The 23,753-nt window shown below is 64.1% G+C and carries 28 protein-coding genes and 1 pseudogene; 7 read left to right on the forward strand and 22 right to left on the reverse strand.

The window, feature by feature from the left end; translation table 11 throughout:
* The 12 genes from NA3_RS34295 to NA3_RS34345 form a co-directional block, all read right to left on the reverse strand.
* A partial coding sequence (locus NA3_RS34295) for a bifunctional DNA primase/polymerase (RefSeq protein WP_062968957.1) occupies nt 1–874 on the reverse strand: 874 nt, incomplete at its 3' end.
* Nucleotides 867–2,003 carry a magnesium chelatase domain-containing protein gene (locus tag NA3_RS34300; protein ID WP_084492112.1) on the reverse strand — a complete coding sequence of 379 codons (1,137 nt, stop codon included), beginning with the start codon at nt 2,001–2,003 and terminating at the stop codon, nt 867–869. The genes NA3_RS34295 and NA3_RS34300, both read right to left, overlap by 8 nt.
* Nucleotides 2,004–2,266: 263 nt before the next feature.
* Nucleotides 2,267–2,791: a hypothetical protein gene (locus tag NA3_RS34305; RefSeq protein WP_128145655.1), complete on the reverse strand. Its 525-nt coding sequence runs from the start codon at nt 2,789–2,791 to the stop codon at nt 2,267–2,269.
* Nucleotides 2,792–2,993: 202 nt separating this feature from the next.
* Nucleotides 2,994–4,184, reverse strand: coding sequence for an AcrVA2 family anti-CRISPR protein (locus tag NA3_RS34310; RefSeq protein ID WP_157126632.1), 1,191 nt, complete (start codon nt 4,182–4,184; stop codon nt 2,994–2,996).
* Between the two features lie 82 nt (nt 4,185–4,266).
* Nucleotides 4,267–6,210: a hypothetical protein gene (locus NA3_RS34315; RefSeq protein WP_062968964.1), complete on the reverse strand. Its 1,944-nt coding sequence runs from the start codon at nt 6,208–6,210 to the stop codon at nt 4,267–4,269.
* Nucleotides 6,211–6,509: 299 nt separating this feature from the next.
* Nucleotides 6,510–6,779, reverse strand: coding sequence for a hypothetical protein (locus NA3_RS34320; RefSeq protein ID WP_128145653.1), 270 nt, complete (start codon nt 6,777–6,779; stop codon nt 6,510–6,512).
* A 124-nt stretch (nt 6,780–6,903) separates the two neighbouring features.
* A complete protein-coding gene (locus tag NA3_RS34325; protein ID WP_062968968.1) occupies nt 6,904–7,932 on the reverse strand; it encodes a DUF4192 domain-containing protein in 1,029 nt (342 codons plus the stop codon).
* 37 nt (nt 7,933–7,969) lie between these two features.
* On the reverse strand, nt 7,970–8,455 hold the full coding sequence (locus NA3_RS34330) for a hypothetical protein (protein ID WP_128145652.1): 486 nt from the start codon (nt 8,453–8,455) through the stop codon (nt 7,970–7,972).
* A gap of 34 nt (nt 8,456–8,489) precedes the next feature.
* Nucleotides 8,490–8,798 carry a hypothetical protein gene (locus NA3_RS37430; RefSeq protein WP_128145651.1) on the reverse strand — a complete coding sequence of 103 codons (309 nt, stop codon included), beginning with the start codon at nt 8,796–8,798 and terminating at the stop codon, nt 8,490–8,492.
* 31 nt (nt 8,799–8,829) lie between these two features.
* Nucleotides 8,830–9,864 (reverse strand): DUF4192 family protein, encoded by a 1,035-nt coding sequence (locus NA3_RS34335; protein ID WP_167355087.1) that lies wholly within the window; start codon nt 9,862–9,864, stop codon nt 8,830–8,832.
* A 125-nt stretch (nt 9,865–9,989) separates the two neighbouring features.
* Nucleotides 9,990–10,247, reverse strand: a complete 258-nt coding sequence (locus NA3_RS34340; RefSeq protein ID WP_062968973.1) for a hypothetical protein — start codon at nt 10,245–10,247, stop codon at nt 9,990–9,992.
* Entirely contained in the window at nt 10,244–10,483 is a 240-nt protein-coding gene (locus NA3_RS34345) for a hypothetical protein (protein ID WP_062968975.1), read from the reverse strand. Before NA3_RS34345 ends, NA3_RS34340 begins: the two co-directional genes overlap by 4 nt.
* A gap of 80 nt (nt 10,484–10,563) precedes the next feature.
* Here NA3_RS34345 and NA3_RS39545 point away from each other — a divergent pair, with 80 nt between their 5' ends.
* The 6 genes and pseudogenes from NA3_RS39545 to NA3_RS34370 all read left to right on the forward strand — a co-directional run.
* The gene (locus tag NA3_RS39545) at nt 10,564–10,794 is read left to right on the forward strand and encodes a transposase (RefSeq protein WP_128145650.1); all 231 of its coding nucleotides are present in this window, start codon (nt 10,564–10,566) and stop codon (nt 10,792–10,794) included.
* A gap of 74 nt (nt 10,795–10,868) precedes the next feature.
* A complete protein-coding gene (locus NA3_RS39550) occupies nt 10,869–11,063 on the forward strand; it encodes a hypothetical protein (protein ID WP_128145649.1) in 195 nt (64 codons plus the stop codon).
* Between the two features lie 22 nt (nt 11,064–11,085).
* Complete coding sequence (locus NA3_RS39555; protein WP_128145648.1) at nt 11,086–11,532, forward strand: DDE-type integrase/transposase/recombinase; 447 nt, start codon at nt 11,086–11,088, stop codon at nt 11,530–11,532.
* A gap of 92 nt (nt 11,533–11,624) precedes the next feature.
* A complete protein-coding gene (locus NA3_RS34360) occupies nt 11,625–12,716 on the forward strand; it encodes a tyrosine-type recombinase/integrase (protein WP_062968976.1) in 1,092 nt (363 codons plus the stop codon).
* A complete protein-coding gene (locus tag NA3_RS34365) occupies nt 12,682–14,607 on the forward strand; it encodes a tyrosine-type recombinase/integrase (protein ID WP_062968978.1) in 1,926 nt (641 codons plus the stop codon). Before NA3_RS34360 ends, NA3_RS34365 begins: the two co-directional genes overlap by 35 nt.
* A 52-nt stretch (nt 14,608–14,659) precedes the next feature.
* Nucleotides 14,660–14,872, forward strand: a pseudogene (locus tag NA3_RS34370) (IS3 family transposase); the annotation flags it as partial.
* Here the strand turns inward: NA3_RS34370 and NA3_RS34375 are convergent.
* The 3 genes from NA3_RS34375 to NA3_RS34385 form a co-directional block, all read right to left on the reverse strand.
* Nucleotides 14,869–15,309, reverse strand: a complete 441-nt coding sequence (locus NA3_RS34375) for a hypothetical protein (RefSeq protein ID WP_062968981.1) — start codon at nt 15,307–15,309, stop codon at nt 14,869–14,871. The pseudogene NA3_RS34370 and the gene NA3_RS34375 overlap by 4 nt on opposite strands.
* Nucleotides 15,310–15,320: 11 nt before the next feature.
* Nucleotides 15,321–15,941, reverse strand: a complete 621-nt coding sequence (locus NA3_RS34380; protein WP_062968983.1) for a hypothetical protein — start codon at nt 15,939–15,941, stop codon at nt 15,321–15,323.
* 436 nt (nt 15,942–16,377) lie between these two features.
* Nucleotides 16,378–17,031, reverse strand: coding sequence for a hypothetical protein (locus NA3_RS34385; RefSeq protein WP_128145647.1), 654 nt, complete (start codon nt 17,029–17,031; stop codon nt 16,378–16,380).
* A 322-nt stretch (nt 17,032–17,353) separates the two neighbouring features.
* Between NA3_RS34385 and NA3_RS34390 the strand changes: the two genes are divergently transcribed.
* Complete coding sequence (locus tag NA3_RS34390) at nt 17,354–19,681, forward strand: hypothetical protein (RefSeq protein WP_128145646.1); 2,328 nt, start codon at nt 17,354–17,356, stop codon at nt 19,679–19,681.
* Nucleotides 19,682–19,729: 48 nt separating this feature from the next.
* On the opposite strand, the gene NA3_RS37440 is transcribed toward NA3_RS34390, so the two are convergent.
* The 7 genes from NA3_RS37440 to NA3_RS37905 form a co-directional block, all read right to left on the reverse strand.
* Nucleotides 19,730–20,551 carry a type II toxin-antitoxin system VapC family toxin gene (locus NA3_RS37440; protein ID WP_128145645.1) on the reverse strand — a complete coding sequence of 274 codons (822 nt, stop codon included), beginning with the start codon at nt 20,549–20,551 and terminating at the stop codon, nt 19,730–19,732.
* 266 nt (nt 20,552–20,817) lie between these two features.
* The gene (locus tag NA3_RS34395) at nt 20,818–20,985 is read right to left on the reverse strand and encodes a hypothetical protein (RefSeq protein WP_157126633.1); all 168 of its coding nucleotides are present in this window, start codon (nt 20,983–20,985) and stop codon (nt 20,818–20,820) included.
* Nucleotides 20,986–21,085: 100 nt separating this feature from the next.
* Nucleotides 21,086–21,361, reverse strand: a complete 276-nt coding sequence (locus NA3_RS34400; protein WP_062968992.1) for a hypothetical protein — start codon at nt 21,359–21,361, stop codon at nt 21,086–21,088.
* Between the two features lie 54 nt (nt 21,362–21,415).
* Complete coding sequence (locus tag NA3_RS37445; RefSeq protein ID WP_157126635.1) at nt 21,416–21,571, reverse strand: hypothetical protein; 156 nt, start codon at nt 21,569–21,571, stop codon at nt 21,416–21,418.
* A 90-nt stretch (nt 21,572–21,661) separates the two neighbouring features.
* The gene (locus NA3_RS34405) at nt 21,662–22,750 is read right to left on the reverse strand and encodes a DUF932 domain-containing protein (RefSeq protein ID WP_062968994.1); all 1,089 of its coding nucleotides are present in this window, start codon (nt 22,748–22,750) and stop codon (nt 21,662–21,664) included.
* Between the two features lie 56 nt (nt 22,751–22,806).
* Entirely contained in the window at nt 22,807–23,403 is a 597-nt protein-coding gene (locus NA3_RS34410) for a hypothetical protein (protein ID WP_062968996.1), read from the reverse strand.
* Nucleotides 23,400–23,753 (reverse strand): hypothetical protein (locus NA3_RS37905; protein WP_218021944.1); only part of this gene is annotated, 354 nt, incomplete at its 5' end. The genes NA3_RS37905 and NA3_RS34410, both read right to left, overlap by 4 nt.

Below are 23,753 nucleotides of genomic sequence, written 5' to 3' on the forward strand. Positions count from 1 at the left end.
AGAGGCCGTCGCGGATGGCGGTGCGGGCTTCGTGCTCGGTGAATCCGTCGATGCCGAAATGTGTTGCGGCGGCGAACCGTAGAGCGGTTTCCGCGTCGAGGTGAGACAGAAGGCCGGCACCGATGAGGCGTCCCAACGACGCAGCGGCGGACACGAGCGTGAGGTGGCGTTGGCCTCGCTCGGCATTGCGGACGCGGGCGCATTGACGCGCGACGGCGGTACGGATGTAGGACTGCCGGTGGCGAGGACTCGGTCCGGCGCGTGGTGAGCGCCGGGGTGGCGATGTCGGATCGGCGGTCAGCATGGTGATGAGCCATTCCGGCAGTGGGGCAGGTGTTCTGTCGTCGAGCAGCTGGTAGGTGCCGGTCGGCAGTGCAGATCCGGCGCCGACGACGTATCCGCCCGCGCCTCGGGTGTCGATGCGCCAGCCCAGCGCTGCGGCGGTGTTGCGCAGTCGCGGGTGTGGGGGCCCGGTGAAGTACAGGTGTTCCCCGCCGGAGGGTGTCCTGACACGGTACGTTCGGGCTGGGTAGGGCTGGCCGGCGGCTTCGGCGAGGCGTGCAAGAACGTCGCGACCGTGACGAGCGAAGGAAAATCGCGAAGGTGGAGTCTCCCCGCGTCCGGGGTCGAGGTCCAGGACATACAGTGGGCCGCAGGCGATTCCGATGTTGTAAGGCAAAGCGCTCCATCGGCGCGTGATCATTTCTCGATCGGTGGTGGCCCGGTGTTGCCACCCTTTGTCGACGGGATGTTTCGACAGCGGCCACAGCGGAAAGACGCGGAACCCGCGGGCCGCGGCAGCGGTCGCCCCTCGTAACAGCCCGAGCTCCCGCCCTGCGCGGAACGGCGCGGTTTCGGGACCGTGCTCAGCCACTGGCGGAGTCGTCGCCGAGGGCGGTGTCGCGGTCGGGATGGGCCGTGCGCCACCTGATCAACCCGGCGATCAGTGCATCGACCTGACTGCCGGACAGGATAACGGTGCCGCATTGGGAGGGTTCGGTGATCGACAAGGAGATCTCGTTGTCTGAGGTCACCGGGTCGTCGAGGTGGACCAGCGGTGCCTCGGCGGCGACATATCCGTCGAGCACCGTCCCGATGTAGTAGGTGGGGTTGTGGTCCGGGCCGACGGTGAGCCGTCCGGCCAGCATGCGATCGACAATCTTGTAGACGTCGGGCATGAACTGATCGCGGTGCTGGCCGGAATCGCGTTCGCGCGCCTCGATCACCGGATCCAAGGCATGTGTCGGATCGTCACTGGTAGCGATGATCTCGCTGAAACTACGGCAGTTCCAGTCGATCTCGCCGTGCTCCATGCCGTGGTTGATCACCGACATCAAGCGCAGGGCCAGGTCTTTGTTGGTGTGTTTGGGCATGCGGTTGGCCTTTCGAGTAGCAGTCGCTCCTGCGGAGGATGTGGGCAGGGGCGTGAGGGACGGAGACGAACCGTGCAGACCGGGCCGCTCCACGCGATAGCGGCCGTATCTGTGCGTGTCGCGTGCCAACCACGCCATCACGGTGGCCAGGGTGTCGGCTTCCAGCACGGTGATCGACTCCGGAAACTCCGCCGCGTCGTCGAGCGAGTCGGCGGGAATGACGGCGCGGGTGAAACCCGCAGCGTGGGCGGCCAGTACCGCATCCTGTATTTGCGCGGTGTGGCGCAGGCGCCCGTCGAGGGCGAGCTCGCCGATGAACACGGTGTTGGCGGGAACGGTCACCGTACCGGCGGCAGCCAGGACCGCGACCGCGATCGCGAGATCAGCTGTGCCACGGTAGATGTCGGGATGTGAAGAGGTGAGGGTGAGGTGGCCGTCGGGCCAGCTCGCTCCCGAGTTGTAGATCGCCGCGCGGACTCGGTCGCGGGCACAATGCAGGTTCGAATAGGAGGGCCGAGAATGTCCGGCATTCGTCGGTGGGGGCGCGGCTGCGGCGACGGCGGCGTCGATGGTGACCACGTGAGTGTGTCGGTCGTCCATGGTGACGGCGCCGGTCTGTGCCCGGCTCATCGATGGGCCGCCGGCAGCGTGGTCGCGCCGACGCGGCCGTCGGCAAGGGCCCGCCGGGTGATGAGCGCCCTTGGCCGATGATGTCTGCGCACTAGCCCGCTGGTCGTGAGGTGATGTGGCATGGGATGTCGAGGTTTCCTTGCGGTGGGATGCAGTAGGGGCAGACGTCGACCGGTATCCGGCTACCGTGCCGGTGAATAGTGCGAACTTCAGCCAGGGTCGAACGGGGCGATGCCGGTCGGTCTGCCCAACAGGCAAATTGCTCAGTGGTGAGAAGGTCTATCGCTGCTGCTGTGGTCGTGATTGTTGGCGGCGACGTGGTCGGGATGAGCGGCACGCCAGCGGAGCAGTCCCACGATGAGGGCGTCGACGTCGGCGCCGGACAGGAAAAGATACCGAGAGTCGGAGCCTTCGTTGATCGAGAACTCGAGCTCGTTCGGAGACAGGTCGGCGGCGGCTCCGTCGCCGAACGGTGACCGAGCAGTGATGTGCTGCTGCGGCGGTGAGCCGACGTAGAAGTACGGCTTGTCGGGGCGGCCGAAGGTGATGCGGCTGGCCAGGAGGCGATCGACGATCTCGGTAACGCGGGCGACGACCTGTTCGCGCGGCTGTCCCGTCTGACGGACACGCTCGTCGATGTCTCGGCTGATCGAGTGGGTGGGGTCGACGCCGGTGGCGGCGATCTCGGCGACGGTGGCGTACTCCCATGGGATTTCGCCGTAGGCCATATCGACGGAGAGTGCGGCCTGTAAGGATCCGGCGAGTTCCTTCTCGGTAGGACAGGACACAGCATTGACCTTTCGGGCAGTGGTAACCAGCGGCGCCGGGAGTCGGCGCGCGGGTGTTGGACGCGGATGTTGGATATGCACAGAGAGTTCAGCGCGCGCGGCTTCGCGGGTGAAATAGGACGTCACGAAGACCGGGCGGAAATTCGGTTTCTGCTACCTGTTCGGACGGCTTCGGAATGACCACTACGCTGACGCGGCGTGACTAGCGGTCGCGGCGGGGTGTATGGCGGTCCCGCGACCGCTTGGTCCTGCGGCGGCGAGGTGAGGTGGGGACGAGGGTGGATTCGGTTGCTGCCAGCCCGATTTGGTGTTTGTGGATGAAGTAGGGCAGGACGAACACCGTGCGGGGAATCCGGCGTCCGACACCGGTCCAGACCACCTTGAAATGTGAGCGACGTTGCCGGGGCGGTTGGGTGCGGCCTGTGCCCGCGCCAGGGGTCGCGGGGCGACCGGCCTGCGCGGCCGCGGCGGCGCGGCGCATCCGAGCTCCGATGCGCCAGCCGACCGGGACGAAGGCGGTCCGCCGACGGGCACGGCGTTTCTTACTGGCTCGGCGGGCTGGGTCGGCGGTGGATGCATCCGTGTTGCGCTGATCGTCGATGTCGGCGTCGGCACTGCATAGATACAGCAGCGCACCCAATACTGGCCGCAGCACGGTCTGTAGGCATGACCGTACGGACTCCTCGGTCGCCGACAGCGCGGTGAGAAGGTCCATGGGATGGTTGCGGGCGGCGTGAGCGACGTATTCCGGCAGGGTCAGCCGATCGGCGTCGAGAGGGATCGCCAGGCGGTTGAGTTCGTGGCCGCCGGGACCGCCGTCTGTGAGTTCCAACACCGTGGTGACTCCCAAAGTGTCCGCCTCGGTGTGGATGTCGCAGAACGCAGCGTTGTCGGTGTTGAGGTCTTTCAGGCCATGGACGAAGAATCCGAGTAGCCGAGCTGCGCGGTCGTCGGTGGTACGACAGGGGATAGGGGCGGCGAAGACGATCAGTGGGTTGGCGTAGGGCAGCTGCCGGAAAATGCCGGTCGGCAGAGCATCTGAGGCTGCAGTCATCAGCTGCTCGGCCAGGGTGGGATCGACCAGGCACGCGATCTGTGAATTCGCCCTCCACCTTTTCGCGACCGCGGCGGTGTGGACGATGAGCGTGAGCTCGGCGGGCGGGAGAACAATCCGTGGTACCGGGGCTTGAGCCCACGGCCGGCCGGCGGCGACATGGGACACGGCACGGGAAGCGCCGAGCTGATCGGCGAGAAGGCGCTGGTGGGACAGCATTTGTTCGATCGAGTCCGCAACAAAAGCGGCAGTCTCGGGTGTCAAGTTCTTCATCGAAGGGGAAGGCATCGCCGTCTCTGCATCGAAAAGGGTTCTTACGCAACAGGAAAGCGCCGACATGACCTCAGGACGGATCAGTGATCTGCCCCGGACAGGGTCGGTCCGGGCGCGGCCGCCCTGGTGCGGGCGGCCGCGCTGAGGATCAAAGGGTGAAATCCGGATTCGCTTGGCTATCGCCGTGCGTGTCCTCGGTGTCGCCGAGTTCGATATCCGGGTGGCCGGGTTCGGCGAGCTCGGCATCGGCCGAGCCGGACTGCTGGGGGCCGGCCGTGTCGAGGTCGGTGAGGTCGGATACGTCGCCTGCTTCACCGGGGTCGTTGGTGGCGGTCGTCTCGCCGTATTCGGCGGCGATGACTTCGTCTTGGGTGAGTTCGCCGGTGTAGTGCTTCTCGATCGGCGCCGACTGGTAGTCGAGCGCCGTTTCCAGGTAGTTCAGCCACTCGCCGTGGAAGGAGGATACGCGGCGCCACGTGTCGGCTTCGCGGTCGCTGGGCTGCATCTCGGCCTCGAGCGCAGCGGCCGTGCGCAGCAGGGCGCGCAGCGCGCCATGGTTGTCCCGTGCGCCTTGGCCCTTGTTCTGCGGGGAGTTCGGAACAGCGCCACCCAGGGAGTCGACCAGGTATCCGGCGGCGAGCCGGGTGAGCATGCTCGGGTGCTGCATCACCTTGCCGATCAACTCCCACGAGCCGTCCGGGACGGACTTGCGGCCGCTGAAGAGGTGCTCGCGGATGAATTCGCGGCGTACCTTGGTTGCGCTGCGCACCAGGGCGTTGAGCTGAGTGGCGCGGCGAAGTTTGTCGGCGGCCTCTTGGGCGGCGCGCTGGTGCTGCTCCTCCGCGAGGCGCCGCTGCTCTTCGGCTGCCGCCCTGCGGGCCGCAGCTGCCGCGGGATCCTCGTCCTCGTCGTCGTCGATGACGGGGGAGTCGGCCTCGACGTCAACCGGCTCGACAAGGGCGAGGTTTTCGGCCTCGAGGTCGAGGCAGTAGTAGTGGCGAACCCAATCGGGTTTGGCTATCACGTCCTCCCAGTGGTACATGCCCTCGACGGGGTAGAGGCTGGTGTCTTCGCGGGTGTCGAAGTCGATGAGGTCGGGGGTGATGATCTCGTTGTCGTTGTCGTAGGCGACGAACAGCGGGACCAGGCGGACTGCGTAGTTTCCCGGGGTGGTGATGTCGTCTTCGGTGGCGGGTTCGCCTGAGGCGGTTACCAAGCCGACCAAGGCCGGGTAATCCGCGGGGACGTCGGTGTCGTCGAGGACGATGTAGCCGCGACCGGTGAGGTCGGCAACTTGCGCGTCGTAGGCGGCTTTGGCCTGCTCTTCGAATGCGCGAGCCTCCTCGGCCGCCTGTTCGGCGGCGGCGCGCTCGGCACGCAGGTCGAGCATGCGCTGGAGGTGGTGCTCGAATCGGCCATTGGCGGCGGCGGCCTCGAGCTCGGCGATCGCGTCGGGGTCGTCGCCGAATTCCTCGGCCGCGCGCAGCGACTGGAACAGATCGAGTTTGTGCTCGCGGTGGGCCTTCTCCACCGATGGCGCTTTCGCGATCTTCTTCACCGCGGAGACCTGCTTCTGAGGCATGCCCACCAGGAGCTTGGTGGCCTCCTTGATCGGTACTCCGAGATCGAGCATCTGCTTTGCCGCGTCGTATCGGTCCTTGGCGCTCTGATCGAAACGGTGTGCGCCGGTGTTGTATTGGCGCGCGATGCGTTCCTTCTCGCGCTCGATTTCGTCTTTGCTGGCGTCGGACGGCAACACGACGCAACTGGCCATGTGGTCGGTCTTGCGCAAAGACACCGTCCGGTTCCAGCCGTCGTGAACCTCATACTCGCCCTCGTCGGTTCGGACGACGATCAACGGCACGAAATTGCCGAACCGGGCGATCGACGCGTCATGGTCGGCGTTGGCCGGCTTCTCATCGCGATTGGGCGCTCGCTTCAGTTTGTGCGGGTCCAGCCACAGATACTCCCCCGCAGGGGTGCCGTGGGCCGGCCGATTGGACGCGTCGGTGGCGACGATCGACGCGTCGTCGGAAACCGTGTCGGACTGTTCGGCGACTTCGGTCGCCGACGAGTCGAGAACAGAGGTCATGGAAGAACACCTTTCGTAGAGAAAGAAAACCGCCGGACACGCCGCATGAGCGACGTGTCCGGCGGAGGGAAAGCGGAACGGCGGCGGAATCGGCGCCGCGGAAGTGCACAGCAACAGGGTCGAGACCCTGCCGTCGGCAGTCGGAGGCCGATTGCGGTCGGAAAGGTCTTGAGCCGTGCGAGGCGAAAGCCGAACGGGCAAGCCAGGAAGGACTAGTGGACGGTTGCTCCTTTCGCTGAGTGGACTACGACCGGGCACACGAAGGTGTGGGGGTCAGGGCAGAGCCGCAGCGCGTCGGGCTATGGCTGATGGGGCGATGCGTCGGGTTCGACGTAGATCAGGAAGGCCGGGCCCTCGGGGGCGTAGCCGATCCAGTAGGGCGCATCGGCGGGCTGCGGGATGGCCCAACCGGCCGTGCTCAACGCATGCCGGAGTTCGCCGCGCTTGAAGGGGTACCCCGCAGAGTGATCTGTTCGGGCCAGGATGTCGACGACTTGGCTGGCGGAGGTTGCTGTGCGGAGTGCTTTCATGGCGTCGTCGATAGCGGGGTGGGTGCAGGGTTTGCTCATCGGTGATGGTCCTTGTGCAGTAAATATGGCCCGGACGGGGCTCCCCGCTCGGGTGGTCGGTGGCTGTGCTGACGCCTGTGGTGGCTGGGTGGCGGCGTCTGATGACGGTGTGGCGGTGGAGGGGCTATGCCGGCAGTGCGATGCCGAGTTCGGAGGCGGTTTGCCGCGCCGTGGCACCGAGCTTCGCGATCGCTGCAGGCGGTATCCCCGACCGGAGAGCCTGTGAGAGCAGTTGAGCGAGCGAATGAGTGGGGACGGCTTGCAGCGCCACATCCAGTGCGATACCTGCCACGATCCCTTCGCCGTGAACGTATGCCCAGTAGGCCAGCAGCAGCGCGGGCTCGGCGCGGTCGGGTCCCGGCACGGCGCGAGTGAGGATTGCCCACAGTTGGTTCGCGGCGGCATCGAGCGGTGTGTGAACCAGGTCGCGCATGCAGTCGCGCACGAGCGGCACGTGCAGGGCGGTGACGGCCTCGGCGAGGTCGGCGGCAGTCAGCGTTTCCCCGGCGGCCACGGCTTCGATCGCCGCGAGGAGCCGTTCGATGTCGCGGGCTGTCGCTGCCCGTGCCTGCGGGCTGTCGTCATCGAGGTCGGGGCGGTTCGTTCGGCACTGCGCGAGCACCGCACCAACGTCGTGGCTCATCGAGACGTCAGGGGCGACGATCGCGTCGAGGTCGTCGCGAGTGGAGTGGATGGGTCGTCCGGCGACCACGCTGCGAACAGCGACCGGCGAGGACTGAGGGTCGCTGACGTCGCCTACGGTGTCGTCGAACAGCGACCACCACCGGCCGGCGGGGGTGATTTCCGCTGTCGCCCAGGCTGAACGAAGACAGATCCCGTGGGAGTGCAGATACGCCGACACCTTCCCCGCGAGTTCCCGGTAGGTGGGCAGTGCTGTCTCATCGAGGGTGTAGGCGGGCCCGCATACGACGATCATCAGCACCTCGGACGACTGGGCGTGTAGGCACAGCCCCACCAGGTCGTCGAGCTTTGCCGACAGATTGTCGTCCGGCATCGTCAGGTTGACACGGCCGATGCAGTCGATAGCGCGCGAGACGGGGGCCAGGACGACGAAGAGGAGCGAATCGTGCGGGGTGAATCCGAGAAGGGCGGGGATAGCAGCGACCAGGTCGCCGGGTGTTCCTAGTCTCAACTGAGGCAAGTGCAATCGTTGCCCAGAATCGGGTGAATCACGGTACATCTCGGCTCCTGGTGGAAGCGCTGAGCCCCGCGATGAGGGCATGGCCGATGGCCTGCATCCAGGCAGCATTTTCCGCATGGTTGGGGTTGGTGTCGGGGACCGGCCAAATTCGTCGCCAGCGCGGCGTGCCGTCGATCACCAACAGTTGATCGAGGTGCTCGACTTCGGTCACGCCCACGCCGGGGGGCCAGTGCCCCAGCACTACCGGCACGTCGCCGTTGCCGTTGCCGAAGTCGTCGGCCACTGCCGCCCAAATATGTTCGGCACTGTTGGTGACCGATGCGCCGATGCCGCGCTCGGACACGATCACCAGATCGGTGCCGAGAGCACCGAACGCCCGCAGATGTGCGGGCCCGAATCCGGCCGCACACGATGACCGGTAGCGCCAGTCCGGGATATCCTCGACCCACCAGCTCCCGCTCCAGGAAGGCAATGGCGGAAAGTCCGTTGCGGCCGAGTCGATTTCGTTACTCACAGTGAGATCCTTCGCGTGTGGACCTCAGTCCTGCTCAGCATTTGATGCTGTCGGGCGGGTTGGTGATGCGCTCGATGAGCGTGGCCAGGGTGTCGAGGGACTCGGTCGCGAGAAACCAGGTGGCGCGTGTGCCGTCTGGCCAGTCAATGTCGAGGGTGCCGGTCGAGTCGTCGTTCACGGTGTCATGAACAGGTTGTGCTTGCGGCGCGTTATTGGCGAAGTGTGCGTGAGGCTGGCCCGCGCAGCGCTGGCTGAAACGGCCACACAGTGGCCACGAGAGGCCAGCACCGGCACCGAAAGTCTTTGTCAGCCAGTGTGTTCGGGCGGCAATGAGAGGGTGCATGCCGGACCTTCCTTCGTGAACCTGTGTCGGGTCAGGAGGGGAGTTCTGTCCCGATTCGTGCCGCGTTTTGACGACCGAATTCGGCGAACTTCGCGTATTGGGCGTGGGGCATTCCGATGTCGAGGAACACGGCGATCCACTGCGCGAACTTGTTTCCCGGCTGCGCTTCGAGCGCGATGTCGAGGGCGACACTGGCCGTGGTGTAGTCCTGGTGGGCACAGGCCCAATACGCGAGCAAAACCGCGGGTGCGCCGCGATACTGATTCGGCGCTGTCTGTGTCAGTGCCGTCCATAGGGCGTGAGCTGGGCCGTCGAGACTGGTGTGCACCAGCCCAGCCGCGCACTCGGCAATATCTACGGGTCGGAGGGCGCGTGCGGCTGCAGCCAGGTCGCCGGCCGCCAGTGTCTGGCCTGAGGCTGCCCCCTCGATGATTGCGAGAAGCTGCCGTAACTCGGCTGCGAGATTGTGGGGCGCGGGGGCGATGTCGGAGTCATCGTGGGTTGTCTCGCGGTGTGTGAGGTGCGCAGCGACTTCGCGGGCCAGCGGCAGATCGGGGCTCATCAGTTCGTGAGCGGCAGCGCGGGGTGAGTAGATCGATCCGGCGGCGAGTGCTCGGATGATCTCGGTCGGGGTCGATGGATGGCTGCCGACGTGATCGGGTGTGACCGTCGTCAGGGGCTGCCAGGCGGCTTCGGTGGTGATATCGCCTGTTACCCAGGCGGATTGAATACCGATCATGTGCTCGGCGAGGTGCGCGGACACGAGGCCGATCAGTTCACGATGGATCCTCACGTCATCCGTGCCGCGGCCCGCGGAGGTGATGATCACCGCCACCACGGAGGGAACGGCTGTGCCGTGGCAGATTCTGGCTGTCGCGGCGAGAGCTGCGGCAGGGTAGGTGAGCAGGACTGAAAGATCGATCTCGGTCGCCGCATACGTCGTTAGGTTGGGTTCTACGGAATGGCCTGGCAGCAGGATGAGGGAGATGTCGGGCTCACCAGCGAAGTGTCCCGGCAACGCCAGCACGTCTCCTGTGGCGTTGCTCCCCACGGGGTGCAGATACATTGGTCTCCTTGTGTCCGTGACTCCGGCGTGCTGTTGCCGGCGCCACGCGAGTGCGTGAGCGATTGAGGTTCCGGGGCGCGACGACAGTGCCGGTGGCGATAGGCTCGCGGGTGTCCGGTTGCTGGTCAGAGGTTGCTTTCGGCCAGCTCGCCTAGCCATTCGGGCACTCGTTTGCCCTGCCAGATGATGAGCAAGGCGTCGGGGATCCCGATGGCGTCGGAAGGGAGAAATCGGACGAGGCGTTTGAGTTCGCCGCGACGGTAGGCGGAGCGAATCGAACCGATGGCCTCAGCCAGCGATAGGTGCTGGAATCCGGTATTCCAACCCAGGTCGCCGTTGTGGCGCTGAGCGTAGAACAGATCGGTTTCGCGGCGCCGGGTCATGGCAGGTGTTCGGTTCGGTGGTCGTCGGGGCCGATCGGTGGTGGTCCGGTCGTGTGCTGGATGGCTGCGAGGGCGTCGCGAGCATCGGCGGTCGACAGCCAGGTGGTGAACATATCCTGGATGGGCGTGATGAGCTCGTGCCAGGGCTGGGTGGTCAATTGTGTTCGGCGGGTGACGAGTTCGTCGGCGATCAGGTTGGCGTCGACGTGGTCGTGGAGATCGCCGAAGGATGTCACGGTGGCAGGGAAGGGGCTGCTGCACGGATAGGTGACAACTGAGATGGCTGGCCGAGTGGTCGGCCTGAGAGGATGTCACTGTGCCGAAGCCGTATCCGCAAGAGTTTCGCGATGACGTGGTCCGGGTCGCTCGCAACCGTGAGGACGGGGTGACGCTGGAGCAGGTCGCCGCCGATTTCGGTGTGCACCCGGTGACGTTGTCGAAATGGATGCGTCAATCCGATATCGACGACGGGAACAAGCCGGGAACCGCGCGCACGGAATCGGCCGAGTTGCGTGATGCCCGGCGTCGTATCCGGTTGCTGGAGTAGGAGAACGAGGTCCTGCGGCGGGCCGCAGCGTATTTGTCGCAAGCGCAGTTACCGGGAAAAGGCTCTACCCGCTCGTGAAAGAGCTTGCCGCCGAGGGGATTCCCGTGGCGGTGACGTGCCGGGTATTGCAGCTCGCTCGCCAGCCTTACTACCGGTGGCTGGCCGAACCGGTCACCGCCAGCGAGATCGCCGAGGCGTATCGGGCCAACGCGCTGTTCGACGCGCACTACCGACGACCCCGAGTTCGGGTACCGGTTCCTGGCCGATGAGGCCGGCGAAGCCGGTGAGGTGATGGCCGAGCGGACCGCGTGGCGGATCTGCTCGAATAATCGGTGGTGGAGCGCGTTCGGCAAACGCCGCAGCGGCAAGGGTGGACGGCCGGGCCCGCCGGTTCACGACGACCTTGTTCGCCGGAACTTTACCGCCGATGAACGAAACCGGTTGTGGCTCAGCGATATTACTGAACATCGCACCGATGAAGGGAAGCTGTATCTCTGCGCCGTCAAGGACGTGTTCTCCGGGCGGATCGTGGGCTACTCGATCGACTCACGCATGAAATCCAGACTCGCGGTCGCGGCATTGCACAATGCCGTCGCTCGTCGTGGTGATGTCTCTGGTTGCATCCTGCATACCGACCGCGGGTCTCAATTTCGCTCCCGCCGGTTTGTCCACGCGCTCAACCGATTCGGCATGTCCGGATCGATGGGCAGGGTCGGTGCGTGCCCCTTATCCGGCTAATGTCCACTGGTCCTCCTGGTCAAGGGGGGTTCGGGGGCCGTCGGCGATTCGGGTGTTCGCGTGTCGGCTTACCGCGGGTAGACCTGTCGGCCATGCACACCGACGATCCTGATCGACTGCGCCTGGAACACGATGGCGACCGGTGGTATCTGGCCGGTTCGGGTGCTGACGGGCTTGGACTGGTCGATGAGTATCTGGGTTATCTGGCTGATCGCAACTATTCACCGAAAACGTTGCGGGCCTATGGATTCGATCTGGTGATGTTCGGTCGTTGGCTGCTCGGCGAAGCGATCGGCATCGACGAGGTGACCACCCGGGTGCTGCTGCGTTATCTGGCCGCCTGCCGAGACACCAGACTGCCGGGACGGCCGGGCCCGAACGTGGTCGACCTGGCCGGTCGCCGCCTGGACGGGTATGCGGCGGCGACGGTGAACCGGCGTCTGGTGGCGGTGTCGGGGCTGTTCGCGTTCCGGGCGATGCGCGACCCGTCATTGCCGAGCCCGGTGCCGAAAGGCCGTGAGGCTGGGCGATTCGTGCCAGGCGAGAAGACTGGCTTGCTGGCACATCTGGTGCGCAAACCGCGCCCTCGCTCGGCGTTGCGGTTGCGGGAACCGCGGCGGCTGCCGCGGCCACTGACGGTGTCGGAGGCCGCGGGGCTGTTGGCGAGTTTGCGGACCTGGCGTGACCGCGCGATGGCTGGGCTGATGTTGTATTGCGGGTTGCGGTCGTGCGAGGTGCTGGCCCTCGAGGTCGGCGATGTCGATATCGGACGCGGCTGGATCCGGGTCTGGGGCAAGGGCGCCAAGGAACGCGCCGTCCCGCTCGACGCGGATCTGGCCCGCGTCATTCAGGGTTACCTGCTGGTCGAGCGGCCCGAATCATCTTCGGCGCGTTTGTTTCTGGTCGCGAAGGGCCCGAACCGAGGACAACCGCTCACTGCGGCGGGGTTGCGGACGATCTTCCGTTATCACCGTCAGTTGTCGGGGGTCACGGCCGGGCATCCGCACGCGTTGCGGCATTCGTTCGGCACCGCGCTGGCCGAGGCCGGGGTCGATCTGTCGGTGATGCAGGCGTTGCTCGGGCACACCCATGTCGACACCACTGCCCGCTATGTCCATCTGGCCCCGAAACGGGTGAAGGAGGAATTCGATGCCGCTCGTGCACGTATTCGCCGCCAGCTCTGACGCCGACGCCATCTACCACCTCTATCTGGCCGAGCTGGCCCGCACCGGCAGAGGAAGCGCGCCCTACTACAGCGCCGCACGGACATTCCTGCAGCAGTGGCCGAATCCGCAGGACTGGGCCCGCGAGCCGCTCGAGGTCCGGTTGTCGGCGAATTCATCGACGCGGCCGTTCATCACGTTCTTGATGCTGCACGACCTGCTGCGGCCCGGCTATGACTACCTGCTCGAACGCAAGGTCTCCAGCCTCTGGCGCGAGATCGACGCCTCACCGATAGGAGGTGATCTCGCCGAATTCCTCACCACCGCACATAGACTCGGATTCACCCAAAGGGTCCGCACCGCGACCGGGTCCCAGGCGCCGGCGCGGCTGTTGATCCAGACCGGGCGCCGCCTGCGCCAGCTCACCGTCGCCGATCTCGACGAGTTCGCCGACGCCTGCCGGATGCGCCGGGCCCGCACCGGCAAGGGCTGGCACCACTACAAAGCCGCCCTCGCCAACACCCATCTGGTGTTGTTCCATCTCGGGGTCCTGCCCGAACCACCACGCCCCGGCGGGCCCTGGGACTTCGCGGTCCGCCTCGACGGCATCACCCCGGCCATCGCCGAGGCGATGATCGACTACCTGCACGCCAAACGCGGCACCTGCACCCGCCACACCGTGTCCAGCATGGCCACCCGGCTGACCGGGTTCGGCCGGTTCCTCACCGACCTCGACCCCACCCTGGCCCGGCTGGCGCAGCTGGACCGCCGCCGCCACATCGAGCCCTGGCTGGCCAGCCTGCCCGCCGCGGTGAACAGCAAAACCGGTGAACCGATCGGCGTCGCCGACCACGCCCGCCGCGTCGTCGCGGTCAACACCTTCCTCACCGAGATCACCGAATGGGGATGGACCGACGCACCCAAGCGGAAGCTGTTGTTCCGCAACGATGTTCCCCGCCTCCCGAAACCGTTACCGCGCTACATCCCAGTCGACGCCGACCGGCACCTCACCGACACTCTGCGTTCCAGCGACCATGAACTCGCAGCGTCGGCGTTGCTGCTGGCGCGGGCTTGCGGGCTGCGGATCGGGGAACTGCTCGACCTCGAAATCGACTGCGTCCACGAGATCCCCGGCGAGGGAGCCTGGCTGAAGGTCCCGCTCGGCAAACTCGACACCGAACGAATGGTCCCGCTCGACGAGGAAACCGTCGAACTCGTCGACCGGATCATCGAAATCCGCAGTCCCGGAAAACCGTTGACCCATCCCCGCACCGGGAAACCGGCCCAGTTCCTGTTCACCCACCACGGCGGGCGCCTCGCCCAGCAAGGCGTCCGCCTCGAACTCGACCGCGCCGCGGCCACCGCCGGGATCGGGCACGTCACCCCGCACCAGTTGCGCCACACCTACGCCACCGCCCTGGTCAACGCCGGCGTCTCGCTGCAATCGCTGATGGCGCTGCTCGGGCACGTGTCCGCGCAGATGAGCCTGCGCTACGGGAAACTGTTCGACACCACCGTCCGCACCGAATACGAACGCGCCCTCACCCTCACAAAAGACCACCTCGCAGCCTTACCGACCACACCCGCAGGCACCAAAGCCCTCCCACTGGCCGACATCACCGGCGGCACAGACTGGACCGACACCCCCGCCCTCAAATCCCGTCTCGCAGGCGGATTCTGCCTCCGCGCACCAGCCCAGGGCGCCTGCCCCTACGCCAACATCTGCGAACACTGCCCGAACTTCCGCACCGACGCCACCTACCTGCCCATCCTCGCCGCCCAACGCACCGACGCCCGCAAACTCGCCGACGACGCCCAACGCCGCGGCTGGATCACCGAAGCCGAACGCCACCACCAACTCATCGCCCGCCTCGACGCCACCATCACCGACATCCAAAAATCAGCCGGATAACGCGAAACCCTCACCAACGGAACAAGATCAGCCCAGATTAGCCGGATAAGCCGGTGACAATGCCGCGATGGAGAGCTTCTTCAGCCTGCTGCAACGCAACGTCTTGGACCGGCAGCGGTGGAACACCCGCGAACAACTACGGATCGCGATCGTCACCTGGATCGAACGCACCTACCACCGCCGACGCCGCCAAGCACGCCTCGGCCGGTTGACCCCTATCGAATTCGAAACCATCATGTCCCCAGCAGCTCGACAAGCTGCTTAACCACTGTCACCTGATCGTGCAGCAGCCCCGAAGGTTTCGTCGCGGACGCCTTCGAGGAAGACGCGCTGGAACTCGGCAAGGATCTCGGCGTCGCTGCGCTTGCGGAAGAAGTCCCGCAACCGCAGAAACGCGCCGTTGGCGCCGGGCGGGTAGGCGAAGTTCTCCGTGGGTTCACGGACGATGCTGGCGTAGTCCAGCAGGCGCTCGACTTCGCGCAGCGCCAACGCGGTGTCGGCCGGTTCGCCGCCGTCGCCGAAGCGAACCAGTTCGAGTTCGAACCCGTAGGCCTGGGCGATGATCCGAGCCTGTGGCTCGGAAAGTTCATGATCATCCGATGAGCTGCAGAGATCGAGGATGCGGGCGAGTTCACGATCGAACCGATCGATTTCATCGATCTCCGGGCCGGTCGTGTCACCGGCGCCGTCTTCTATTCCCATGTCATCGGCCCTCATCGATGAGCCCCTGCACGAGGCGCCGGCTCTGCCATGGTGAGGCTGAAGCGGATGTGCCGGACGCTGGTGGGGCTGATCTGCTCGATCCACAGTCGCGGTGACTGCGTGGTGCCCTGGCCCGATTCGGGCAGGCCGGAATGCTGTTGAGAGAAGCAGTTTTCGGCGTTCTGCAGCGCACTGTGGGCGGCGAGCAGGGTGTCGTAGCGGCCGATCGGGAAGGTGGTGACGACGGGCAGGTTGGGGCGATGGATCACCTCGACCCGCGAGAGGGCCCAGCGGCCTGCCTGTGGCGCCGGCGCCGGGTCGGCCGCGCTGTGGGCAGCGATCGCGTCGAGCAGCCCGCACAGCAACACCCAACCTGTGACCGGGACGAGGTTGTCCCGCGCGAAATTGCGTGCATCGCCGCAGTCTTCGAGGTCGGGGCAGGTGGCCTGGCAGTCGGTGTTGTCGGGACCGTGTAGCCGGTAGAGGTCGAGCGGTGCCAGCGGGTGAAGGAGCGGGTGACCGTGATCGCGGGGTAGCTCGGGCACCCATCGTTCGTCTGGGGTGAGGGCCATAGGCACCTGTACGCCGTAGCGGATCGTGTGGTGCGCGGGCGATTGGTTGTCATCATTCATCGTGGAGATGTCACTTTCTGGTCTTCAGGTCGTTGGGGGCCTCCGCCGGTAACGTGCCTAATCGGCAGGGCGCTGGGACGTGTGGTTGGCACCGGACGGTGAGCGCAACCGCCTGCGCCCCGCGGATGTGTGGCTGTGTGGTTCTCGCGCAGTCGGTGTCGGGTGCGTTGGTGGACGCGGCGGAGACCTGCGGCGGTGACGATGTCCGCGTGTACGAGGAACCGGGTAACTTGCGTGCGCAGATAGGCGCGATTGCGCCACGCGGGATGCGGCCACACCAGGCGCGTGCCCGGCGGGTAGAAGCGGTCGAGTTGTCGTTCGACGATGGTTTCGGCGATCGCCCATTCCCGGTTCGTGGGCCGCTGGTGACCGTCTCCGGGAAACCAGCGGCGCACGGTATCGGACACGACCGCTATCTCGCCTGTTTCGGGCTGTGTCATCGCGTTCGGCCGTGCAGTGCGTGCCATACCGAGGACAGGGTCTCGTTGAGATCGGCGAGCAGCGCGGTGATCAAGTCGTCGACGGTGGTGATGTCTCGCGGTCCGTCGGCACTGGTGGGCCGCAACAGGTCGTTGTCGGTGCGATATTCGACGGTGGCCAGGGTCGCGCCCGTCGGTGAGTGCACACGGACGGCGACGTGGCGAGCGCGCAAGCCTTCTGCCGGCCTGATGAGTTCGTGCCGAAGGTGGACCGGGAGGACGGCGCCGTCGCCGATCGCGAGCCACACCGGCTGGCCCGTGGTGCGATTGGCATCGGGGGAGTTGAGTGTGTGCAGCAGTCGCGCGAGCACCTCGAGCAGCGTTGCAGGCCAGCAGGATGTGCTGGGCATCTGAACGGCGGCGGTGGTGGCGATGGCCATCACCGCGGGGAGGTCTGCGCACAGGCGAGGAGCGGGTGCCGGCGGGAGCTGGGGTTGGTCGAGGCTGGCCTGCCACAGCAGTAGCCGGACCATGACCAGCAGTGGATGGTCGGGATAAGGATTGTCGCGAAAGTCGTCGGCTTCGCGTGGCCACAGTTCCCCGATCAGGATGTCGAGATCGTCGCGAGCCTGAGCGGGTGGAGTAAGAGGGCGGGGGATGCTGCTGGGCATGGCATATTTCTCCTGGCTATGTTTGCGGTGCAGCGGCCGGATTCGGCCAATCGACGGGGTTTTCTGGGCGCTGGCGCCCAGGCGCGAGCGGCGCAGGGGCAGGGCGATCTCGACGCGGCTGAGCTCTGGGCTTCCGATGGAGGACAGCGAGCCGCCGGAAGATCGCAATGGCCTGGCTGGCTGAGGTTCGCGCTATCCGGTATACGAGGGGCTGTTGTCAGGAGGCGAGGTATTCGGTCGCTGCCCAATCGAGTTCGCGAATGTCGTCTGGAACGTGGTGGACGACGGCCTCTATGTCGGTGGCGTCTGGGACCATCGGTGGATGGAGTTCATCGCTGGGACGACCGGTATGCGCCTCACGGCGGCGGCATTCGAAGATCTGCGCCAGTTGGGTACGCATACGACGATCGAGGAACTCCAGGAGGCATTTCGGTCGCGGGTTCGGAAGGACGTCGCGCTGCTGGCTGATCAGATGGCGTCAGCCGATGCGTTCGACCTGATCGAACTGATGCGGCTGCGTGAAGTGCCGATCGCACCCGTCTTGGGTTTGGCCCCCAACTTCGAAGGCAGTGCCGCGGCGTTAGAGATGATCACCCTCGTCCTCACCAGCCGGGGATCGCGGCAACCGCCAGATCCCGGACGAGTCGGAAGTCCGTATCCGCATGAGTTGATTTCCGGCCTCCACGATAGCGCGGTGCAGCTCCTTCGGCTGACCACAATCTTTTTGATGGCCAGCGCACGTTTCAGCGATAATCCACTCGCGAACCTCGCAGCAGAGTACCAAGGAAACGTTGTGAACATCCGGGCCATGCAGTACTCACACATACAGGAGGATTTGAATACTGCACTGTTCGCGAACGAACAAATGAATCTTCTTCTAGAGGACGCGCTCGGATTCAATTATCTGCAGTTCGTCGAGGTTCGGGATGCCGTTGGTGATCTGTACAGCGACCGGGTGATCGCTCTGCGGGACGAAACCGCAGAGATCGTCCAAAAGTATGATGTAAATTCGGTTCCCGATGACGTTGCCGAACAGTTTGAACAAGCCATGGTCGCCATGATGTTCTTGCCGGGCGCACGGGCGCAGTTCACGGCAGCCGATTTGTCCGATCGAACGTCGTGCGATGAAGAAATCATAAAGCGGATGCTGGAAAAATTCAGTATCCGATTCACTCAGAGAGATCCGGCAGATGTGGTTTTAGCGTTCCTTCGTGGTGACAATCCGTTACGGGCAGCAAGCCTTGTCAGCGATGATAATGGGCACTACTTGATCGCGGGCAGTCCTATCGGAACCGACGGACTCCGACACATCATCGAGGAAGCGCTGAAGACTGGGCCCAAGTGGAAGACCTACGATAAAGTGCGCTGCGCGGTAAGTGAGTCGCTCGCCCTCAAGATGGTTGCAAATCTCCTTCGGACCGAACCTCGATTCGAAGGACTCAAGTACTATGCACCCAAGGACGAAATCGATCCTTCGTCTTTGGGCTCAGAATGTGCGAACTTGACCGAGATTGCGGATGAGACCGAATGCGACGGATTCTTCGTTGTTGACGATGTGGCGTTGTGCATCGAAGTAAAGGGCCGAAGTGTGGCTGAGCAAGCCCGCCGGGGTGATGTACGGCGCCTAGCGCGCGAACTGTCGAGCATCGTTGGCTCTGCGGCACATCAGGCACGCAGACTCGAAACGCTCGTCGAGACGAACGGCGGCATTTGGACAGCGGAGCGAGCATGGCTTGATCTTCGGTTCTTGCGAGAGGTCCGTTCGATTGCCGTTTGTTTGGATGATTTTGGGCCGCTGGGGATTGCAATGAATGACCTACGTCGGGCTGAAATCCTGAAAGACGACAAACTACCCTGGATAACCTCGCTGCACGATCTATCGGTCCTGGCAGAAGTATTGGTCCGGCCGGCTGAATTTCTACTTTACGTCCGAAGGCGTTCAGATTTGGGAGTAGCGAGACTCTATCGCGCTACCGACGAACTCGATCTATTCATGCTATTCATGAGCGGTCAACTCTATGTCGAACCCGATCCCGAGCAGGTATCACGCGATCATCCGATGGTGCCCAGACCCACGAAGGCAGCTAGGCGGCGGTTCAGGCAGTCTCAGAAGCTTACCCGAGTCGGGACACATACCGACCCTCTCGATGCATGGATGTACTGGAAGGAAGGGTCTAATCCGGATGAGGCTCCCAAGCCGGAATTTATAGCGAATCCATTCGTACTTTCGCTGGTCGATGAGCTGACGCGGCTGCGCGACAATGGGTGGTTGCGAACGACCACAGATTTGCTCGCCATATCCGGCGATTCCCAAAGACAGTTGGAACAAGCGATAAAATCGGTTATTCGCTCGACGCAGATCGATCATCGACCACACAGAGTCATGCAGGCATTCGCAGGTGTTTGGGGTCTTCCCATGATAGTTGCAGGATCTTGCCCGCTCGGCACTCTGGCCGACCAGGCACTAATGATCCATGAGCAGTATACTATAGCGAAGAAACATCAACTGCAATCGGACCGTGCGACGTGCATCTTGATCGATGAAACTGGCCATATCTGCGACGTTAGATACGATAATCGTCCTCCGGGCCACGACCCTGATCTGGATAATCTTGCGCAGAAACTTGGGCAGCGTCCACCGCGGAAATAGTCATTCTAGGTAGAGCTTCAACGCTATCGGCTATCGACCGAGGCGTTCTTATTTATCCCACATTCCTATCCGCGTCGCCCTCCAAGGTGCGTTGACATAGCCTCTGGATTCTTCCGGCGGGCGTTTATTTGTGCCGAATTCAACCGGCGAGAGTGTTACGAATCCGTCCGATCGATCGGTCCTCTTCATGCCCGACTTTAGTGCCATCCGGAAGAGTAATTTATCGTTGGTGCGCAACTCCAGGTCATAAATTAATGCCGTGGCCAAGATCAGCATGTCGTTGAATGTGTTTCTCGGATTCGCCTTGACGTTAATGCCCGAAGACACGAGTTCGGAGAGCAGGATAACGGCCTTTTCGGCTATCGCTGGACTTGCGGGTATTGGCTCTATATGAGCGGACACGACGAATTCGTAGTGGTCGCACACTAATCGAGCTATCGCTTTGTCGAAAATAGTTGAGACGACGAATTTGAGGAACGGCTTCGCTGGCCAGGTATGCAACTGAGCCACTAGATTATGGGCTTGCTCACGCTGATCGGTGAAGCCATATCCAGAGAGTTCCGAAGGGAAGTTGACCAAAAAGCTATCCCTACTCGGTATCCATGCCTGCCCTCGACGAATGCTTCCTACATGCTCTTTGAGAAAAGGGGTCAAATTCGAATCATAACCCACTTGAAACCTAAAGTGGGGCGGTCCATCCTTAAATGGCGGTGGCGCATATCTATACTTCCAACTGTCCGGAACCTGCATGTTATACAGCTCTTGAAGTGTTGCCGTGCTGACCAGTAAAGTTTCAGCGGCAGGTGCGGAGACCATCCCTCGCTGCCATTGCGAGATGAAGTTGGTGTCGAGAAGCAGAGCATCCGACATTGAGGACCTTTCGGTGGTACCTATGTGATTGGATCTCGGGTGAGACATTAACCTCCGTGAATATGCCCGCACGGTGCCCAGTGTTACAGGACACTCGATCTATCGGACGGGCGCAGCTCGGTTGGTCGGGAGACCCAGAGGCACGCTTCGGGCGATCCGGGTAAACCTGAACGTGTCGGATCGCTTGTTGCGCAGGCACTTAAGCGTACGGTCGATGCCTTCGGCCTCGCCGAGCCAGCCTTGCCCGGCCGCACGTTGTCTCCGGTCTACCAGGTCGGCCTGGAGAACGTGTGCGCGACGAGGTCGCAGGTGCTGTGCCATTCATCGCCGGTCTGAGCTGTGATTACGATCAGGTTCGACAGATCATCGCGCAACGCCGAAGGCCGGAACCGGGGCTCGGTCAGGGTCAGGACCAGCCCGGCGGTGCTTTCCACGCCCATGCCGTAGGACCACACCACGGACCATTCGGCCCGGTTATCGCGATGAAGGGGACCGGTTGTCGTGGAAGGCCGAACAGACTGATCTGGTCGCCGCTCACGAGCCTGCGTCGCTGCCGGTGTCGGGCACGGCGATGACCTCGAGTTCAGCGCGCGGCACGGCGATGGTTCCGCCGCCGGCGTGTTTGGCGGCGACGGCGCCGTAGCAGGCGCGGCAGATGATTTCGTAGTCCGAGCCTTTGCCGTAGGCGTCGCAGCACGGGGTCAGTGTTGTCAGTGCGCCGTAATCTTCTTCGATGACAAGGCAGTCTTCGTCGTCGATGCCGACGAAGCGGTCCAGAAAATGGGCAGGGACATGCACGATGTCGGCCATGTGTCTCCAAATTGGCTGTGTTCCGGTGGAATTCAGACTGCCCGCACCGGCGATTCAGAGCTCGTCGTAGTCGTTGTCGACGTCGAAAATCGCGGTGACTTCGCCGTTGCACTCGTTGGCCAGGCGTTGGGCCTCAAACCGTGCTTGGTCCTCGGTGCCGGTGAAATCGGTGCGGATCTCGAGGCGGAATGTTCTGGATGTCTGCGACATGTGGAATCCATCTGTCCGACGACGAAGCGCCGTGGGCAGCTCGTGGCGCGGGGCGCTGCGCGGCGCCGAAGAAGCAAGCGGTGGGCGTGGTTACGAGGACATGGCGAGCACTTTGTCGATGGCCTCGAAAGTGGCGTTGTCACTGTCGGCGACCTTGCCGCGGATGACCTGGTCGATGTTGCGGGCCGGCCGGTAGGTCGTCTTCTTGATCGGACTCAAGTGCTGGTCGTAGGTATTCATCATCTGCACGAGGCCGAATGTTGTTTTGCGCCAGGGTGATACGCGCTCATCGTTGTCGTAAAGGTCGCGAAGCTGGTCGCGGAGGTTGCCGACCTTGGTACGGGTGGCCGGGGCGTCGGAGGTCAACGGGGCGACCTCGCTGAGGAACATGTCGAATTGCCGGTCGGTGATCGGGATCTGGCACAGTTCGGCGATCTCAGCGGCGAACTTTTCCGCGTCCTCGGTGATGATCCCCAGCACCTGGCGGGCATCGCGCAGGCGTGAGAGCGAGCCTTTGCGGTGTTTGATCTTGAAGTGGTGGCCGGTGCGGTCTGCTTCGGAAAGCGCGATGTCTCGGGTGTTGTCGCACACCACGATCGTCTCGACGGAGCAGAAGGTCGTCTGCAACGATTTGTCCAGGGAAGTGGCGGCCAAGATCGTGGGCCGGAAGGCCACGCCTTCGGCGGTGGTGATGTTGTCCGGGGTCTCGATCTGCACCCAGGCTTGACGGCCGCCGCGCAGAATCCCCGCGGACCCGATTCTCAGCGAGTCACTGGTGACCGCTAAACCGTCGGGAGTAAGAATCGAGGCCAAGCCGTCGAGAAGCGTGTCGCCGTAGGGGTGCGGTTCGTAATCCTCGCTGTGGGTGCCGAGCTTGACTTCGGGTTTGTCGGAGCGGAACAAGACCTGATCGGCCCCGACCACGGTCCGGATCGGTCGGCCGTCCTCGTCGATTCCGGTGGCGGTTGCGGCATCGGCGGGCACGGCCCACCGTTCGCGAGAGGACACCACGTCCCAATGGAACAGGCGACGCCGCACATCGGCCGCTGGGATCGGGCCCGGGTAGTGGTTGGGTTCGCCTCCCTGCAACTGTTCGCGGTAGTGCCAGGCGTGGCCCCGCTTGTCGGTGAAACCGATCAGAGTTTCGGTGTTGAGAGCGGTCAGTGTTTCGCGCGTCATGTCGTCTTTCCATAGGTCGGGGTCTCGCACGGGCGGGACACAAAGGGGGCATGTGCTCAGGTGTCGAGGAGGTCGGCGATCGTGCGGGCGATGCTGTTCGCGGCCTCGCCACGGGCGTCGATGGTGAACTTCGCAGTGCCGGAGCTGCTGATGCCGGCGACGTTGCCGCTCACTGCCGCGCCCGGTTTGCCGAAACTCACGGGGTCGCTGGCGCGTTCGGCGTGAGGCAGCAGATCCAGTAGCCGGGATCTGAATGCTTCTCTGCGAGCGTCAGTTTCGCGTTCAAGGTCGGCGCGGCGTTGACAACGCGCGAGGAGTTCGATGTAGCGCGGCATCAGCCGGCGAGTGATGTGGCTGGCGATCGTGGGCGGGGCCGTTGTGTCGGCGACAGTGATGTCGCCGCGGTCCTCGCCGGTGGTGATGTGGGTGGCCAACTGCCCGTAGTCCGGGCGAATGAACAGTCGTCCGTGGTCTGTCGTACGGTGAGAATCGTTGCCGGAATGCACGACCAGCACACCGCCCCCGGTGTGGCGAAGCCGCACGGTGGCGTGACCGTAGTAGCGGGCGCGGTTGGCGTCTACAGCCCATCCCTGGCCCAGCTCATCGGCGACCGCCGCAACCAACGCAGGTAGATCGAGTTCGGCTACTGTCATGAGCCCTGACCGTGCATCAGGCGGCTCATCCGAAGCCACATCCCCAAGTTGTCGAGGGCTGTTCTCTGGCCCGCGTCGGGGCCGGCAGCATCGCGGATCTTGTCGATCTTGCGGACCACGTTGCCGCGCAGCTTGATTCCATCGAGCGCCGGATGCTCGTCGGTGGCAGGTGTATGGATCAGCTGGTAGTCGCTGAGCCCGATCCAGGCGGCATACCACGCTTCGGCGGGATTGCCATATCGCTGGTGTGCCGTTGGCGTGTGTGACCAGGCGCGGCACAGGCAGCGGGGGTCACCACACGGTCTGGAATTCGGCGAGGGCTGCGATCGGTACGCGTTGGATGTGCCCGC

The sequence above is a fragment of the Nocardia africana NBRC 100379 genome (assembly GCF_001612635.1).
In the GTDB taxonomy this organism is placed as follows: domain Bacteria; phylum Actinomycetota; class Actinomycetes; order Mycobacteriales; family Mycobacteriaceae; genus Nocardia; species Nocardia africana.